The organism is Rhizobium sp. SL86 (assembly GCF_026672545.1).
Taxonomy (GTDB): domain Bacteria; phylum Pseudomonadota; class Alphaproteobacteria; order Rhizobiales; family Rhizobiaceae; genus Neorhizobium.
Map to the genome: position 1 here is coordinate 13,375 of NZ_JAPPRJ010000006.1, position 15,094 is coordinate 28,468.

13 protein-coding genes and 1 pseudogene are annotated in these 15,094 nt (G+C 58.4%); 8 read left to right on the forward strand and 6 right to left on the reverse strand.

Annotation, left to right across the window (positions count from 1 at the left end):
• Positions 1 to 13: 13 nt before the first annotated feature.
• The 3 genes from repC to repA form a co-directional block, all read right to left on the reverse strand.
• Complete coding sequence (repC, locus tag OU993_RS18990; RefSeq protein WP_268160156.1) at positions 14 to 1,252, reverse strand: plasmid replication protein RepC; 1,239 nt, start codon at positions 1,250 to 1,252, stop codon at positions 14 to 16.
• 190 nt (positions 1,253 to 1,442) lie between these two features.
• Positions 1,443 to 2,450 carry a plasmid partitioning protein RepB gene (repB, locus tag OU993_RS18995; RefSeq protein ID WP_268160158.1) on the reverse strand — a complete coding sequence of 336 codons (1,008 nt, stop codon included), beginning with the start codon at positions 2,448 to 2,450 and terminating at the stop codon, positions 1,443 to 1,445.
• A gap of 154 nt (positions 2,451 to 2,604) precedes the next feature.
• The gene (gene repA, locus OU993_RS19000; RefSeq protein ID WP_268160160.1) at positions 2,605 to 3,822 is read right to left on the reverse strand and encodes a plasmid partitioning protein RepA; all 1,218 of its coding nucleotides are present in this window, start codon (positions 3,820 to 3,822) and stop codon (positions 2,605 to 2,607) included.
• A 374-nt stretch (positions 3,823 to 4,196) separates the two neighbouring features.
• Between repA and traI the strand changes: the two genes are divergently transcribed.
• The 8 genes and pseudogenes from traI to OU993_RS19040 all read left to right on the forward strand — a co-directional run.
• Positions 4,197 to 4,823, forward strand: coding sequence for an acyl-homoserine-lactone synthase TraI (gene traI / locus OU993_RS19005; protein ID WP_268160162.1), 627 nt, complete (start codon positions 4,197 to 4,199; stop codon positions 4,821 to 4,823).
• Positions 4,824 to 4,833: 10 nt separating this feature from the next.
• Positions 4,834 to 5,811, forward strand: coding sequence for a P-type conjugative transfer ATPase TrbB (trbB, locus tag OU993_RS19010; protein ID WP_268160164.1), 978 nt, complete (start codon positions 4,834 to 4,836; stop codon positions 5,809 to 5,811).
• Positions 5,801 to 6,181 carry a TrbC/VirB2 family protein gene (locus OU993_RS19015; RefSeq protein WP_268160166.1) on the forward strand — a complete coding sequence of 127 codons (381 nt, stop codon included), beginning with the start codon at positions 5,801 to 5,803 and terminating at the stop codon, positions 6,179 to 6,181. Before trbB ends, OU993_RS19015 begins: the two co-directional genes overlap by 11 nt.
• On the forward strand, positions 6,174 to 6,473 hold the full coding sequence (locus OU993_RS19020) for a conjugal transfer protein TrbD (protein ID WP_268160168.1): 300 nt from the start codon (positions 6,174 to 6,176) through the stop codon (positions 6,471 to 6,473). Before OU993_RS19015 ends, OU993_RS19020 begins: the two co-directional genes overlap by 8 nt.
• A gap of 10 nt (positions 6,474 to 6,483) precedes the next feature.
• Positions 6,484 to 8,940 carry a conjugal transfer protein TrbE gene (locus tag OU993_RS19025; RefSeq protein WP_268160170.1) on the forward strand — a complete coding sequence of 819 codons (2,457 nt, stop codon included), beginning with the start codon at positions 6,484 to 6,486 and terminating at the stop codon, positions 8,938 to 8,940.
• Positions 8,912 to 9,715, forward strand: a complete 804-nt coding sequence (trbJ, locus tag OU993_RS19030; protein WP_442793009.1) for a P-type conjugative transfer protein TrbJ — start codon at positions 8,912 to 8,914, stop codon at positions 9,713 to 9,715. Before OU993_RS19025 ends, trbJ begins: the two co-directional genes overlap by 29 nt.
• A complete protein-coding gene (gene trbK, locus OU993_RS19035; RefSeq protein WP_112635388.1) occupies positions 9,709 to 9,885 on the forward strand; it encodes an entry exclusion protein TrbK in 177 nt (58 codons plus the stop codon). Before trbJ ends, trbK begins: the two co-directional genes overlap by 7 nt.
• A 4-nt stretch (positions 9,886 to 9,889) precedes the next feature.
• Positions 9,890 to 10,297, forward strand: a pseudogene (locus OU993_RS19040) (type IV secretion system protein); the annotation flags it as partial.
• Here OU993_RS19040 and OU993_RS19045 read toward each other — a convergent pair.
• The 3 genes from OU993_RS19045 to traA are packed head-to-tail and all read right to left on the reverse strand — an operon-like array spanning position 10,240 to position 14,994.
• The gene (locus OU993_RS19045) at positions 10,240 to 11,121 is read right to left on the reverse strand and encodes a carbon-nitrogen hydrolase family protein (RefSeq protein ID WP_326493854.1); all 882 of its coding nucleotides are present in this window, start codon (positions 11,119 to 11,121) and stop codon (positions 10,240 to 10,242) included. The pseudogene OU993_RS19040 and the gene OU993_RS19045 overlap by 58 nt on opposite strands.
• Positions 11,111 to 11,641 (reverse strand): conjugative transfer signal peptidase TraF, encoded by a 531-nt coding sequence (gene traF / locus OU993_RS19050; RefSeq protein ID WP_027488991.1) that lies wholly within the window; start codon positions 11,639 to 11,641, stop codon positions 11,111 to 11,113. Before traF ends, OU993_RS19045 begins: the two co-directional genes overlap by 11 nt.
• A 32-nt stretch (positions 11,642 to 11,673) precedes the next feature.
• A complete protein-coding gene (traA, locus tag OU993_RS19055; protein WP_268160176.1) occupies positions 11,674 to 14,994 on the reverse strand; it encodes a Ti-type conjugative transfer relaxase TraA in 3,321 nt (1,106 codons plus the stop codon).
• Between the last annotated feature and the right edge of the window lie 100 nt (positions 14,995 to 15,094).

The following is a 15,094-nucleotide window of genomic DNA, read 5'->3' on the forward strand; positions in this document are numbered from 1 at the left end:
GTCGTACAACCCATCACCCCGTTTTCCGATCGCCGTTCGCATTGGCACGCATCAGTGACATTAGCATCGGTCCCAGCCCGAACTCCCCTGCCCGCGCTCGGCGCGTGAGATCGCGGAGATATCCACCTGCCGAGTTGATATGCCCTGCCCTCTCCAAGATTGCAGCCATGGCAACCGCGGCGTTCTCCGGCCCCATCACCTCGCAAGCCTCCTGGTAAGCCGACGGGCTAACACCAAGCATTGATCGTACCACCACCGCGGCGCCCATCAGCTCGCGCCAATGGGAGATCGTGCCGCCGGGCCCGTAGTCCGAAATCTGCGGGCAAGCTTTCAGGACCATCGACAGCGGGAACGCCTTCATCTGTTCCGGCTTTGCCAACGGCTGAGCAACCGCTTTGGGTGCTAATTCCAGCTCGACGGCTCCGCCCTGCTCTTTTCCAGAGCTAGGTTCAAGTTCACGGATGGATTCGGGTTTTGAATTCTGTATGTGGCAGCCATTTTGAACAGCATTGCCGTCCATATTTTGAGAATCTAACTGATTTTCCAGAAGGTTAAGGACTTCGGTGCGCACAAGCTGCAGCTCGTCGAGGATTGCCTCCACCTGGTGACGGTCAGGGTTGCGGGGAAGTCGGCTGACAATGCCGACATACATGTCTTCGATGGCTTCCCAGTCGCCGTCAGCACCCTCCTCCATGGCGGCGGAAATTAGCTTGCGCACATCACGCCGGCAGATAGTCAGTGCCTCTTTGGCTCGCCTGAACTGCAAACGTTCGGCAGCGACTTCCTGTGCCAGGATTGCAAGTTCCGCAGCACGAGCCAAAAGTGGAGAAAGATCGAACCCGAAAGCTTGCTCGATATCGCCCCCCTTGTCCCGGTGAGCGTAGCGCTTCCCGTTCGGACTATCCTTGCGCTGGATGAGCCCGGCTTCGACTAGGGCAGCCAGATGTCGCCGCAGGGTCGTCCCAGCGATGCCGTGCGCTCTGACAGACAGCTGAGCATTGGATGGAAAGACCACCAATCCACTATCGGAGTTGAGCTCGCTTTCCGGATAAAACGTCAGCAGTGCGTCCAGCACAGTCAGCGCCCTGTCCTGGAGGCCGAGGCGTTCACGGGCCTCACAGGCGTCGCGAAACACCTTCCATTTTTCAACCGGGCGGTTTGGTTTCGTCTCGGACGTCTGAAGCTGTCTCTTTACGAGAGCAAGCACGGCCGGCCGCCGCCCAAAGGGCGTCGTTACATTTTCGGGATGCATTTTCCTACCTTTCGAAAGGCAACAGAAAAACGCTCGCCGGAACGACGTCAAAGACTCTTGACGGGGATTCTGAGAAGTGCGATTCTCTCAACCGACCAAAGTGGAGAAGGCTCTTCGGAATTCATTTCGGAGGGCTTTTTCTTTGCCGATTTTGCTTCACCGTGAAACAGTCCAGCGGCTCAATTCATCATCAATCCCCCGCGCGATTCTGTTTTTGAAATTGTTCGTAAAGCTCATCCAGTCTCGCTGACACAAACCTGGCGAACGCTGGAACAGCCTTTTCTTCGAAAACGATGGACGTCTTGCCATCGTTCGCTTCGATGCTCACTGCGCGCTTACCCGTCGGAGTTCTCCAAACGTCCGTCGACTCAGATCTCTTTTTGCTTGCCTTGGGGTGCCCGGACAACTCACGCAGCAAGCCACTAAGACGCGCATCGCTGTCTAGCCGCTGTTCAACATATCCTCTTAGAATCTGTTGGGCCGCTTCGACCATTGATGGATTTGCAAGATGTTCGGCCAGAGCCATCCATCTGGCGCGTCCCGCCTTGGGCGCGGGACCAATCAAGTTTACGACACTGTCCGGCAATCGTCGGGCCACCGCAATGTATCTGCTCACATCCGCTTTATCCGTTACGAGAGCCGAAATAATAGTGGCGCGGTCGCACCCACCGTCCTCCAGATTTCGTGCAAAAAAGGCCTTTTCGATGAAGGATAGATCTTTCCGATCCAGATTTTCCCGGCCTTGGGCAATGTAGAGTTGGCTGTCAGAAAGACTTTTAACAATTGCTCGGACAGGTCGCCCGAGCTGTTCGGCAGCTCTCAAACGGCGTCGTCCATATGCAATCTGAAACCTCCCCGCAGTTTCAGGATTTGGACGAACAAGGATCGGCACCTGCTGCCCATGTTCAGCAATACTTGCTACCAGCGCCTCAAAATCGGGGTCGACCTCGAGCTGTATGCGATCAGTTATCTTTGAGTTATCGATCGCAGACGGGTCGAGGGAAACGACCGGTTCACCTTCGGCCAATTGTTGCTGCAGCTTGGTTACTTGCTTGGCATTTTCCGCCATTTCATGGAGTGAGGACCCCATCGCCGATATTGCACCAGTGCGTACCCGATCAGGAGACCTGGCCGGTGACGATGCGGTGACGACCGGCTTTTTCATGAAGAGGTTGTCGATGGAATCCTTGCGGCTCATGAACTTACTCCAGGATGAGAGTCCCGATCAATTGGTTCGCTGTTGGGAGCTCCCAACAAACGCGGTTCAACACTCTGGGAAGATGGGCTGACCGGAATGGTTGGGAGCTCCCAACAATCCGCGATATCATTATGTGGAGAACCGAATTGGGTACTCATGCCCGACCCCAAGCCTGCTTAATCAATGTCTCAACCTCCGAGTTGACCGCCTCCAACGACTCCATCGCCCGATCATAGGTGGAGCGAGTCATGTTCTCACGACCAATCTCATAGAGGGTCTGCTTAGTCAGGCCGGCGTCCGATACCGCTGCAGACTTCAGCATGGGATTCGTCAACACGTGGTCGTCAAAAAGATTACGGAGCAGAGCCGCGACCTTCGTTTGAGGAGCGTCTTGAGGCTCATATCTGGTTAATAGGTAGCGGATGAAATCATATTTGAGTTCGCCGCCAGCATCCCGCACTACACCGAGCAGATCACGCGTCATCAAAAGGAACTGACTCATCGACGATATGTCGAGCATCTGCGGATGGATCGTGATGATCATCGCAGTCGCTGCGCACAATCCACTGAGCGTTAGGAAGCCGAGCTGAGGAGGGCAGTCAATCACGACGACGTCGTAATTGTCAGCAACCTCGTCAAGCGCCGCCGCCACTCGTGCAAAGAACAGCGTTTCGCCTGAAGCCCCCGCGCTGAGCGCTCTGGGCGTCGTATGCTCAAACTCCATCAGTTCTAGATTACCTGGGACGAGATCCAGGCCGTCGAAGTAAGTTGGCCGGATCACTTCCGAAAGTGGGCGACGCTCTTCGTCGTAACGAATTGCAGCATATAGAGTCTGGTTTGACGCGACATCCAATTCCGGAAGAACGCCTAGCAGTGCCGAAAGACTGGCTTGTGGATCGAGATCGACGGCTAGAACGCGATAGCCCTGGAGAGCCAGAAATTGTGCCAAATGAGCTGTCGTTGTCGTTTTGCCGGACCCGCCTTTGAAGTTGGTGACGGCAAGGACTTGCAGATGCTCACCTGGGCGACGGTGAGGGACAAATTCTATCGTCTCTCTACCGCGTGTTGATTGGGCGAGCAGTCGACGAATCTGGTTGATCTCACTGAGATTATATAGGCGCCTCCCGTTACTCGTAGTTTCCGGCTGCGGTCCTTCACCAGCCAGCGTCATCTTGCGCAACGTGGAATCAGATATTCCGATCAAACGAGCAGCTTCACCCGACGTAAACTTACGGAGGACCTTTTGTGAAGTCGGCGGGAACAGCGCCTCGCTCATAGACTGAAGCTGAGAGCTCAGGAGTTCAGCCTGCGCCCCGATCGTTTCATCAGCACTTGGGAGGCTGTGCCTATTCACGTTTTTAGCCACGCTCACGATGATCTCTCTTATCACGGATTTTAAGCCGAAACGGCCTATTTACCGTGACGATACCTGTAACCAATTTCTTGGCAAGGACTTAATGGTTAACGAAACCTTACTCCACGCATTGCCAACTACGGTAATCCGAACCGATTACCTATTATATACAGTAACTTAGCATCGCCCCTGTAGCTTCCTGTTCCTCATTTGTTTTACTGTGAATCCTGCAACTTGCCGAACCCGTAAAGCAGTCGATTTCTCTGCCAAACGTATGCGGTCGCCATGTCTACCGCGACTCAGCGCGATTCTCATTTGTCGAATCCTACAACTGCCGCTCGATTCCGATCCGTGCACATATCTCAATCGACTCAACATCGACGGAGATATCCATGCAGCTACTGGCGATTTCGACACCTCGAACCGCAAAAGAAGAGAGACTGCTCGCTGCCCAGCACGCCCTCCGGGCAAAAGTCTTCGCCGACCGGTTGGGATGGGAAGTCGACGTTGACGGCGGGATGGAGATGGATCGATTCGATGATCTACGTCCAACATACATCCTAGCTGTCGGGGGTGACGATCGTGTCCATGGCTGCGCACGGCTTCTGCCCGCCACCGGGCCGACAATGATCCAGGAGATTTTCCCGTCACTTCTTCCAGATGGGAGGCTCTTTGCTCACGCCGCAATGATCGAAAGCTCACGTTTTTGCGTCGATACGCAATCGCAAGAATCGAGTGCGCAGAGCTCCATCAACAACGTCACGCGAGCAATGTTTGCTGGCATCATCGAGTGGTCAATCGTCAACGGCTTTAGCGACATCGTCACCGTGACGGATCTGCGGTTTGAGCGGATCCTCTCCCGTGTCGGATGGCCATTGCAACGACTGGGAACACCTCAAAAGATTGGCGTGACCACGGCGATTGCAGGCGTTCTCCCCGCAGACCGCGCTTCGTTCCAGCGGTTGCAGCCACCGCACTATCGGTCGCTCATCGCTACTTCCTTCCACAAGGCCGCTTGAGGACAGCCACGTGACCCAGCTTCTTTCCCATCCAAGACTTGTACGCAAGCTCCAGGAGGCGCTAGGCGATCAGCTATGCGTCGCGCTCGACGACAGTAATGTCGTTGAAATCATGCTCAATCCCGACGGCAAGCTGTTCATCGAACGGCTTGGTCACGGCGTAGCGCCTGCCGGGGAAATGTCATCCGCTGCGGCGGAGATGGTCATCGGGACTGTTGCGCACGCTCTTCAGTCTGAGGTCGATACCAATCAACCTATCATCTCCGGTGAGCTGCCAATCGGGGGGCACCGGTTCGAAGGCCTGCTGCCTCCCATCGTTGCGAAACCGGCGTTCACTATACGCCGGCGTGCCTCACGTCTCATTCCGCTCGATGACTATGTTCGCACCGGCGTCATGACAGACCTGCAAGCAGGAACGATCAGAAGCGCGATCGCCTCACGGTTGAACATTATCATTTCAGGCGGGACCGGCACCGGGAAAACCACGCTAGCTAACGCAGTGATCGACGAAATCGTAAGAAGTGCGCCAGAGGATCGACTGGTGGTCCTCGAAGATACGGCGGAGATCCGGTGCGCCGCCGAGAACGCCGTTCTTCTCCACACAAGTGACAGCGTTGATATGGCCCGCTTGCTCAAAAGTACGATGCGCCTTCGACCTGATCGCATCGTCGTCGGCGAGGTGCGCGATGGCGCAGCCCTCACGCTTCTTAAAGCATGGAACACAGGACATCCGGGCGGCGTCGCAACCATCCACTCCAACACCGCCATGTCCGCACTCCGCCGGCTTGAACAACTCACGGCAGAGGCAAGCCAACAGCCAATGCATGAAGTCATTGGTGAGGCCGTTGACCTCATCGTTTCGATCGAGCGCACGCCCCGCGGCCGGAGAGTCCGTGACATCATAACCGTCGAGCGTTTTGCCAAAGGCGAATACGAAATCCAGTCCGAGCACCTTACGGAAGAACAGGAAGCCCGTCATGTTGCGTAAGACCAATGTTTTCGCTTTTGCAGTAATAGCAATTCATTTTGCCTTCGTGGTGCCGGCGGTGGCGAGCTCAGGTGGTGGCAGCCTTCCTTGGGAAGGTCCTCTGGAGCAGATCCAGCAATCGATCACAGGTCCAGTCGCTGGATACATCGCGCTCGCAGCCGTTGCCATCGCTGGCGGTATGTTAATCTTCGGCGGCGAACTCAACGATTTTGCCCGTAGGCTGATGTACGTCGTGCTGGTCGCCGGCATCCTGTTAGGTGCGACGACAATCGTGGGTCTCTTCGGTGCAACAGGTGCCTCGATCGGCATTTCGGAGAAAGTCAGCTCTACCTTCCCAGCTATAAAAGCAGGGGAGGGCAGAGATGGCTGAAGCTGCCTCAAGACTGCACCGCAATCGTATCCATCGTGCGCTGTCGCGTCCGAACCTCTTGATGGGCGCCGACCGCGAACTGGTGCTGATCACCGGGCTTGCGGCCGTAATCCTGATCTTCGTTGTCCTAACGGTTTACTCGGCGCTCTTCGGTGTGGCCGTCTGGATCGTGATTGTTGGCCTTCTTCGCATGATGGCCAAGTCTGACCCTCTGATGCGGCAGGTCTATATCAGGCACATTTCGTACAGGCCTTATTATCTGCCGACCGCCGCACCCTGGCGGAAATACTGAGGAGAACCTGATGGCTGCCCTCAAACAATTCCGGGCGACTGGCCCGTCCTTCGCGGATCTGGTCCCTTATGCCGGGCTTGTCGACAATGGCGTCCTTCTTCTCAAGGACGGCAGCCTGATGGCCGGCTGGTATTTCGCGGGTCCGGACGCCGAAAGCGCCACCGATCTTGAGCGCAATGAACTGTCGCGGCAGATCAATGCGATCCTATCGCGCCTGGGGACGGGCTGGATGATCCAGGTCGAGGCTGTCCGAGTGCCCACGGTTAACTATCCTTCCCCAGACCAGTGCCACTTTCCAGACCCTGTCACCCGCGCGATCGATGCGGAGCGCCGGGCCCATTTCGGGCGGGAGCAGGGGCATTTCGAGAGCAAGCACGCGATCATTCTCACCTACCGACCGCTCGCGTCGAAGAAGACAGCGTTATCCAAATACATCTACTCGGACGAGGAGAGCCGCAAGAAATCCTATGCGGACACTGTCCTGTTCGTGTTCCGCAACGCGATCCGGGAAATCGAACAATACCTTGCCAATACCCTGTCGATTGCTCGCATGCAGACTCGCGAAGTCCGTGAAAGGGGAGGGGAGCGGGTAGCCCGCTATGACGATCTCCTGCAATTCGTTCGTTTTTGCATTACGGGGGAGAGCCATCCGGTTCGCTTGCCCGAGGTTCCGATGTATCTCGACTGGCTGGCGACGGCGGAGCTCGAGCATGGGCTGACGCCGAAGGTCGAGAATCGGTTCCTCGCTGTCGTCGCCATCGATGGCCTGCCGGCCGAGAGTTGGCCCGGCATCCTCAACAATCTCGACCTGATGCCGCTGACCTCCCGCTGGTCATCGCGTTTTATCTTCCTGGACGCAGAAGAGGCGCGCCAGAAGCTCGAACGGACCCGGAAGAAATGGCAGCAGAAAGTGCGGCCTTTCTTCGACCAGCTCTTCCAGACCCAGAGCCGGTCGGTCGATCAGGATGCCATGACCATGGTCGCCGAGACCGAGGACGCGATCGCTCAGGCCTCATCCCAGCTTGTCGCCTACGGCTATTATACCCCGGTCGTCATCCTGTTCGATGAGGACCGAGACGCCCTACAGGAAAAGGCGGAAGCCATACGTCGACTGGTCCAGGCCGAAGGGTTCGGGGCTCGCGTCGAGACATTGAACGCGACGGATGCGTTCCTCGGCAGCTTGCCCGGCAACTGGTACGCCAACATCCGCGAGCCGCTGATCAATACCAGCAATCTGGCGGATCTAGTCCCGCTGAACTCTGTTTGGTCGGGCAACCCGGTGGCGCCGTGCCCGTTCTATCCGCCGAACTCGCCGCCGCTGATGCAGGTTGCGTCGGGCTCAACGCCGTTTCGCCTGAACCTGCACGTTGACGATGTCGGCCACACGCTCATCTTTGGGCCAACGGGCTCGGGTAAATCCACCCTACTAGCGCTGATCGCCGCGCAATTCCGCCGTTACGAGTTCGCCCAGATCTTTGCCTTCGACAAAGGTAACTCGCTCCTCCCTCTGACGCTTGCTGCCGGCGGCGATCACTATGAGATCGGCAACGACCAAAGCGGGGAGGGGAGAGCGCTCGCGTTCTGCCCGCTGTTCGATCTCTCGACGGATGGCAATCGAGCCTGGGCGACCGAGTGGATCGAAATGCTCGTTGCCCTGCAGGGCGTTACCATCACACCCGACCATCGCAATGCAATCTCCCGCCAGATCGGGCTGATGGCGACAGCGCCTGGAAAGTCGCTGTCGGACTTTGTCAGCGGCGTGCAGATGCGCGAGATCAAGGACGCACTCCATCACTATACCGTCGACGGCCCGATGGGTCAGCTTCTCGACGCGGAAGAGGACGGGCTGACGCTTCGAGCGTTTCAGTGCTTCGAGATCGAGCAGCTCATGAATATGGGCGAGCGTAATCTGGTGCCCGTTCTCACCTACCTCTTTCACCGGATCGAGAAGCGGCTCGATGGCTCTCCGAGCCTCATCCTCCTCGACGAAGCCTGGCTGATGCTCGGGCATCCGGTGTTTCGCGACAAGATCCGGGAGTGGCTGAAGGTTCTCCGCAAAGCCAATTGCGCCGTGGTTCTGGCGACGCAATCCATTTCCGACGCCGAGCGTTCCGGCATTATCGACGTGCTGAAGGAATCCTGCCCAACGAAAATCTGCCTTCCGAACGGCGCCGCACGTGAGCCGGGGACGCGCGAATTTTACGAGCGGATCGGGTTCAACGAGCGCCAGATCGAGATCGTGTCGAGCGCCATTCCTAAGCGCGAATATTACGTCGCCACGCCAGACGGACGGCGGCTCTTTGACATGTCGCTCGGGCCGGTGGCGCTGAGCTTTGTGGGCGCATCCGGAAAGGAAGACCTGAAGCGGATACGCGCGCTGAAGGCTGAACACGGCCAAGACTGGCCTACCTATTGGCTTGAATCGAGAGGAGTTCACGATGCCACGTCGCACCTCAACGTCCGGTAACTGGATCGTCGCAACGATGACTGCGGCAATGGCGCTGTCGCCGATTGCTTCCGCCCATGCGGGATCTGCAACGGGCGCGGCCACCGAATGGACGCAGCTCGCCAACAATGCGCAGCTCATCGACCTTCTGAAAAGCTCTGGCCTGCAGGTTGATAACCAGCTGACGCAGATCACCCAACTCGCGGAACAGATACAAAATCAGCTGAAGATCTATGAGAACATGCTGCAAAACACCGCACAGCTCCCTGACCATATCTGGGGTCAGGTCGAGAGCGATCTCAACCGATTGCGCAGCATTGTCGATCAGGGGCAAAGCATCTCGTTTTCGATGGGCAATGCCGACGACGTCCTTCAGCAGCGGTTCAAGAGCTATGCGGATCTAAAAGCCAATCTGCCAAATGCCGAATCCTTCTCGAGCACCTACCAGTCCTGGTCGGATACGAACCGGGACACGATCGGCAGCACGCTCAAGGCGGCGAGCCTGACAGCGGACCAGTTCGACACCGAAGAGGGCACGATGAGTTCGCTGCGATCCATGTCGGAGTCGGCCGACGGGCAAATGAAGGCCCTCCAGGTCGGACATCAGATCGCAGCCCAACAGGTTTCCCAGATGCAGAAGCTGCGCGGCCTGGTTTCCCAGCAGATGACCATGATGGGGACGTGGCTCCAGACCGAGCAGACGGACAAGGACCTCGCTCAAGCCAGGCGTGAGAAATTCTTCAAATCAACGGCTCCCTCAACATCCGGCGGCGAAAAGATGAAGGTGGAATGGTGAGAACGAAACTGATCTTGGCCATCCTCGCCGCAATCATCTCTGTTGGAGGAACAGGCCTGTGGTTCCTGATCTCAGAGAGACAGGGAGCGCGAGAGCGGCACGAAAAGTTCTTTGGGTCGACGAGGGAGTATCCGACGTCGGGCGGCGAGAAGATGAAGATCGAGTGGTAGGCGCATGACCTCTGAGCTCAAAACGATCAGGGGCATTACGGTGCTCGTCGCATTCATCGTCGTGTCGTTCCAACCCGCAATTGCGCAGGAGGGGTCGGTCCTAACGGCCCTCCAGAACGAGATCACTACTGCCGCAAAAGGTTGGGAGACCACCGTCATGGATGCGGCGAGATCGCTGTTCTGGATTCTCGCAGGGATCGAAATCGGTATTGCCGCGGTCTGGCTGGCGCTTCAGGCCGCGTCGCTCGACAGCTGGTTTGCTGAACTGGTCCGGCGCATCATGTTCGTAGGCTTCTTCGCATTCGTTCTCGCGCAGGGTCCGACCTTCGCGAAGGCGGTCGTCGATAGTCTATTTCAGATCGGCGCTGGTGGAGGCACGGCTTCGCCAGCCGATGTGTTCAACGCAGGTCTGTCCGCATTGATCGAAACGAGCACATTGTCGTACCCCTTCGCGTCGATGAGCACGGCACCAGCGATCACTGTAGTCCCTGTCTCTGTGAGCGCTCTTTGCCAAAGCCGCGCAAGAGTAGGCGTCCAAAAGCCGAGGGCGCTCTCCGGAAGGACAACTATATCAGCAGGCCCCTGACGGCGAACAAGTTCGATGAGTGCGCTTTGCTGCTCAAGGCTTGCATCACGGCCGAGAGATGCAGCCATTTCCAGATCGACACCGGTCCACGACGTCGGTAAAATCGGCGTCGTCCACTCAGCGGCTGACCAGAGCCAGAAGCCAATCATGGCCGTGGCTGCAGCCGGCCGATAAGGCGTCACCATGATAGCAAGGCCGGCTGCCATCGCCGAAAGACCCCACCATCCCCAGCCAGGAAAAAGAACGCCAGCAGCTGTGATCGGATGTGCCCATCCCAGGATACCGAATGGTGGGACCGCCATTGCGCCGCATGCGGCCATGTATCGGAACGACTTCTGCCACCCCTTTCGATCCGTCCATAGCACAGAATGGATCGTGACGAACGCGGAAGAGGCGATAAGCCAGAGCAGGAAACCCGGCCAGATATCCGATGAGTAGAAGTTCGCCACACCCTGCGGCAAACCCCGCGATGCCGCGAGGAAGTAGGCAGCAGAGATCGCCGTTGCCTGCAGACGCGTGCGTGTCAGGGACCAAAGGACGGGGAAAGCAGCTACGACGGGCAAGAGAAGCACATTACCACTCCAACCGATCCATCCCGCGCTGGTGGACAGTGCGACGAGGGCAACATTCCCCAAGAGATCATGGCGCATAGGTCCAGACCTCCTGCGCCAGTCCAAGGATGCCCTCCATCGGCAGAGGGCCGAAGTACCGGCTATCAAACGACCCCGAGAACGCGGAATGCAGGAAGACCGTTCCGGGCGGAACGACACCCCCTTCGTACTGCACCATCCCACGCCCCTGGCCGTCCGTTCGTGCAACGTGTGAATGAGGGAGTGGCCGACCATCAATGCGGACATCGTCATGGATCTCGATCGCCTGTCCAGATGTCGCCACAACCCTCTTGATCAGTGGTGCGACCCAACCAGCGCAGAGGCCAAAACGCAGATATCCACGCGCGCGCGCCTCACGTAGTGCGTCGGTGTCCGGCGGGCAGATGAAGACAAGATCACCGACCAGAATTGGGCGATCGGGCTTAACGATCCGCCAGAGACCCAGCGGCTCGCTTGGTGTGAGATTGACCCTGAAGCCCTGACCTCCGAGCAGCACGATGAAGCCAAGTGCGAACAGGCTCACGCTGGAGATCCGATAGAACCAGACGAGCCGTTTCATGCGCCGTAGCACTCTATGCCGATGACGCATCCTCATTTGAGGGTCAGGCCCTGGGACTTGGTCTGGCGCAACGTCTCTGCCTGCTTGAGTGCCGTCGCGCTGCGCTCATAGGCAGACAGTTGCTGCACCGTCCGCATAGTATTCCAGGCCTGTTGCACCTCGCTCTTCTGGGCGCCATTCATGCCTGCCGTAACGTGCTGGAATGCCTCGCCGGTGGCATCCTTCGCAGCCAGGGGCAGGAAGATCCTTTCTCCGAAACGTTCAGTGACCGCCTTCGCGAAACCTTCGAGTTCAGCCTTCACCATTTTGTCGGCGAGTGCATATTCGAGGCCAGAGGGCAGATCGTTTCTGTCGATGGCATCGCGGACGCGTTCCAGCACGCTTTTCGCATTGGACGAAAGGGCAGGGATCTCCAGCGCGACCTGCCTGCGGACCGCAAGCTCCTCCGCGTGATTTCGCCGCTCAGCATCGCCACGCTGGCGGAGATAATCGCTGATGCTGTCAGCGAGTGGCGGCACATTCTTGAGCGCCCGGTCTCGGTCCGCCCTGTCGCCGCGGCTGGCCAGTAGGCCCGTCTTGCCCTTGAGGGCACCGAAGGTTTCAGGCTCGTTGGCAATTCTGGCGATCGTCTTTTCCGCAGCCGACTGGTCGCGCAGCATCGCATCGACGTTCGCTGCCTTGAATGCTGCTTCCGGCTGCGCGTAGACGTGATGGAAGCGCATCGAGACTTCTTCCCATCGCTTCTTGAGCGCTGGGTCTGCGGCGAGTTTATCCTCAACGGTCTGATCGATCGATTTCGGGAAGGTGGTGATACCGGCCACCATGGGCTTGGTCTCCTTTTCTGCAACAGGAACTGTTCTGGCCGTCGATGTTGCAAAGCCGAGCTTGGCGCCGATGGCCGCAAGCTTGCCGGCAAGGTCGACGAGCTTCTGCTTCTGCCGGACCGTCCATTCGAGACGGTCGCGCGCGACGGTTCTGGCAACGTTGACGATGTGAAGGCCGCGCGCTTCGGCAAAACGGAGGGCCTGCCGGTAGAAGCTGCCGCCGGCATAGTCGAGCGTCGTTTCCTTGGAGTTCTTGCGCGACAAAATCTCGACCAGACCGCCTGCCTTGGTAAAGGATCGGTGGCCGTAATAGACGCCGAGATCTTCGCGGTGGCGTGTCATCGCAACATAGGTGAGGTGACGATCGAGAGAGAGGGACGCCAGCACCTTGACCCGATCGACGGTCGCGCCCTGGCTCTTGTGCACCGTGGTGGCATAGCCGTGATCGACATTGTTGTAGAAGCGCTGTTCGACCGTAACTTGCGCCCGATGTTCGCCGTCGCCGATCACGGCGACGATGCGACCAGGTGCGGCTTCCACGACCTTGCCCAGCATGCCGTTCTTGACGCCAAGCCAGCCTTCGTTCTTCAGAAAAACGATCTGGTCGCCAGCAGCAAAGCTTCTGACACCGTCGGCGGTCTTGAACGGCGAACCGTGCTCGATAATGCCGCGCTCGATCAGCTTTGTGCGCGCCAGCTCATTCAGCATTCGGACGTCACGGCGCAGGTGCGCGAGGATCAGCGTTGACTTGGCAGGATCGTATTCGCGGTTCCAGTCCGAGATGAGGTTGGTGACCGCATCGGCCTTCAGCTCTGAGCCGATCATCTTGCCGTTGGACTGATAGGCTGCGAGGGCTTTGCCGACATTGCCACGCGCGAGATCGAGCGAAGCGTCGCGCATCCATTGCTCACGCTGGCGATAGATAGTTTCTAATTCGGCATAGCCGATGCGGTCGGCAATCGCGCGAAAGGCAGCACCCGCCTCGATCGGCTGAAGCTGCTCAGGATCGCCGACAAGCACGAGCTTAGCGCCAGCTTTGGTGACAGCTTCGACGAATGTCGCCATTTGCCGCGACGACACCATGCCAGCCTCGTCCAGAACGAAAACCGTCTTGTCGTCGAGCTGCCCGCGACCCTGATCCCAGCGGAGTTCCCAGGACGACAGGGTACGGGAGACGATGCCCGCTTCCTTCTCCAGACCTTCCGCAGCCTTGCCGGCGAGTGCGCCACCGACAACGCGATAGCCGGCCGCTTCCCAGGCCTCGCGTGCTGCCCTCATCATCGTGGTCTTGCCGGCGCCGGCGCGGCCGATCACGGCGGCAACCCGCTCAACACCAGCGACATGTTCGATGGCAGCCCTTTGCTCATCGGAAAGCCGTTCATGCTGCGCGAAGGTCGCCTTGAGCACCGGTTTCCGGACGCCATGCGAAGACCGCTGCGAGAGCCAGATCGCGCGGTTGGCCATCTCAGCCTCGAGGCGGATCAGCTCACGTGTCGTGTACTTTGTCGGCACCCGGACCCCGGTGGCAAAGTCCATCCGCTCACGATCGAGCCGCAGCGTCTCCGGGCTTTGAAGGATGCGCACCATCAGGCTCTGGAAGAGGCCCGCATCATCGACATAGCGATGGAGGATTTTAGCGACATCGCGCTCGTCGAACACGCTTTTTTCTCGCATGATCAGATCAAGTACGATCTCCGGACTACGCTGAATCCGGCGGGCATTCTCGGCTCGCCGCTCTTCCTGCAGTTCCAGCCGCTCGAGCGCAGCATCCTCTCCCGCAGATCCATTCCCACGGACTGCTTTCCTCTCGATCGCCTTCGTGCCGACGCCGAGATGGATGGTCGGGGTCAGCTCGATGCCCTGCTTCTCGAAGGAGCGGCCATCGATCCTGATATCGAGGCCCGCAAGCGCCAGATGCTGGTTCTGGCAGGCAAACCAGCCATCGCGAAACGCGTTGAAGTCATCGAGCCCACCCGCCCAGAGCTCATAGACGATCTTGCCGCTGTCATTGCGCAGCGCTTTGCCGTCTGGTCCTATGACCGCCACCTTCTTCGACCCAAACCCGTCCTCGGTCAGCGGCCGCAGCGTCGTCATCAGGTGGATATGCGGATTGCCAGGCGCGTCGTGGAAGACCCAGTCAGCCACCATGCCCTGGGCGGTGATGTGGCGCGCCACGAAGTCCCTGACGAGGTCGATGTTCTGCTCAGCCGACAGCTCTAACGGCAAGGCGATGGTGACATCCTTTGCAAGCTGTGCATCCGACCGTTTCTCGAAGTTCTCGACCTTGTTCCAGAACGCCTCCGACGCTCCCGAGACAGACCGATCGGCAATCATCGATTGCAGCCATTCAGGCGCATCGGCGGGGATGATAAACTCCTCATGAAGCAGGCCCTGCTTGCGGGTGTAGTCGATCGTCCTGGCTTCCCGCCCATAGTCCATCTTGGCGCAATGCCGGTAGGCCGCCGACAGCACGGCGCTGCGGCCGGAGCCGCGTGCAACGATGCTGACTGAAAAATGCGGGACGGCCACGGCGGAGAACACTCCTTTGATCAAACGAAATCAATGTGTTCGTAAAAAGAGGAAGGGCAGCCAGGGGGCAAAAAACAGTGCGTCGCTTCAGCGACGTATA

Coding starts and splice junctions, on each gene's coding strand:
- repB (WP_268160158.1), bottom strand. CDS start 2,450: ATGAGCCGCAAGGATTCCATCGACAACCTCTTCATGAAAAAGCCGGTC.
- trbK (WP_112635388.1), top strand. CDS start 9,709: ATGGTGAGAACGAAACTGATCTTGGCCATCCTCGCCGCAATCATCTCT.
- repC (WP_268160156.1), bottom strand. CDS start 1,252: ATGCATCCCGAAAATGTAACGACGCCCTTTGGGCGGCGGCCGGCCGTG.
- traI (WP_268160162.1), top strand. CDS start 4,197: ATGCAGCTACTGGCGATTTCGACACCTCGAACCGCAAAAGAAGAGAGA.
- trbJ (WP_442793009.1), top strand. CDS start 8,912: ATGCCACGTCGCACCTCAACGTCCGGTAACTGGATCGTCGCAACGATG.
- OU993_RS19020 (WP_268160168.1), top strand. CDS start 6,174: ATGGCTGAAGCTGCCTCAAGACTGCACCGCAATCGTATCCATCGTGCG.
- traF (WP_027488991.1), bottom strand. CDS start 11,641: ATGAAACGGCTCGTCTGGTTCTATCGGATCTCCAGCGTGAGCCTGTTC.
- OU993_RS19015 (WP_268160166.1), top strand. CDS start 5,801: ATGTTGCGTAAGACCAATGTTTTCGCTTTTGCAGTAATAGCAATTCAT.
- OU993_RS19025 (WP_268160170.1), top strand. CDS start 6,484: ATGGCTGCCCTCAAACAATTCCGGGCGACTGGCCCGTCCTTCGCGGAT.
- OU993_RS19045 (WP_326493854.1), bottom strand. CDS start 11,121: ATGCGCCATGATCTCTTGGGGAATGTTGCCCTCGTCGCACTGTCCACC.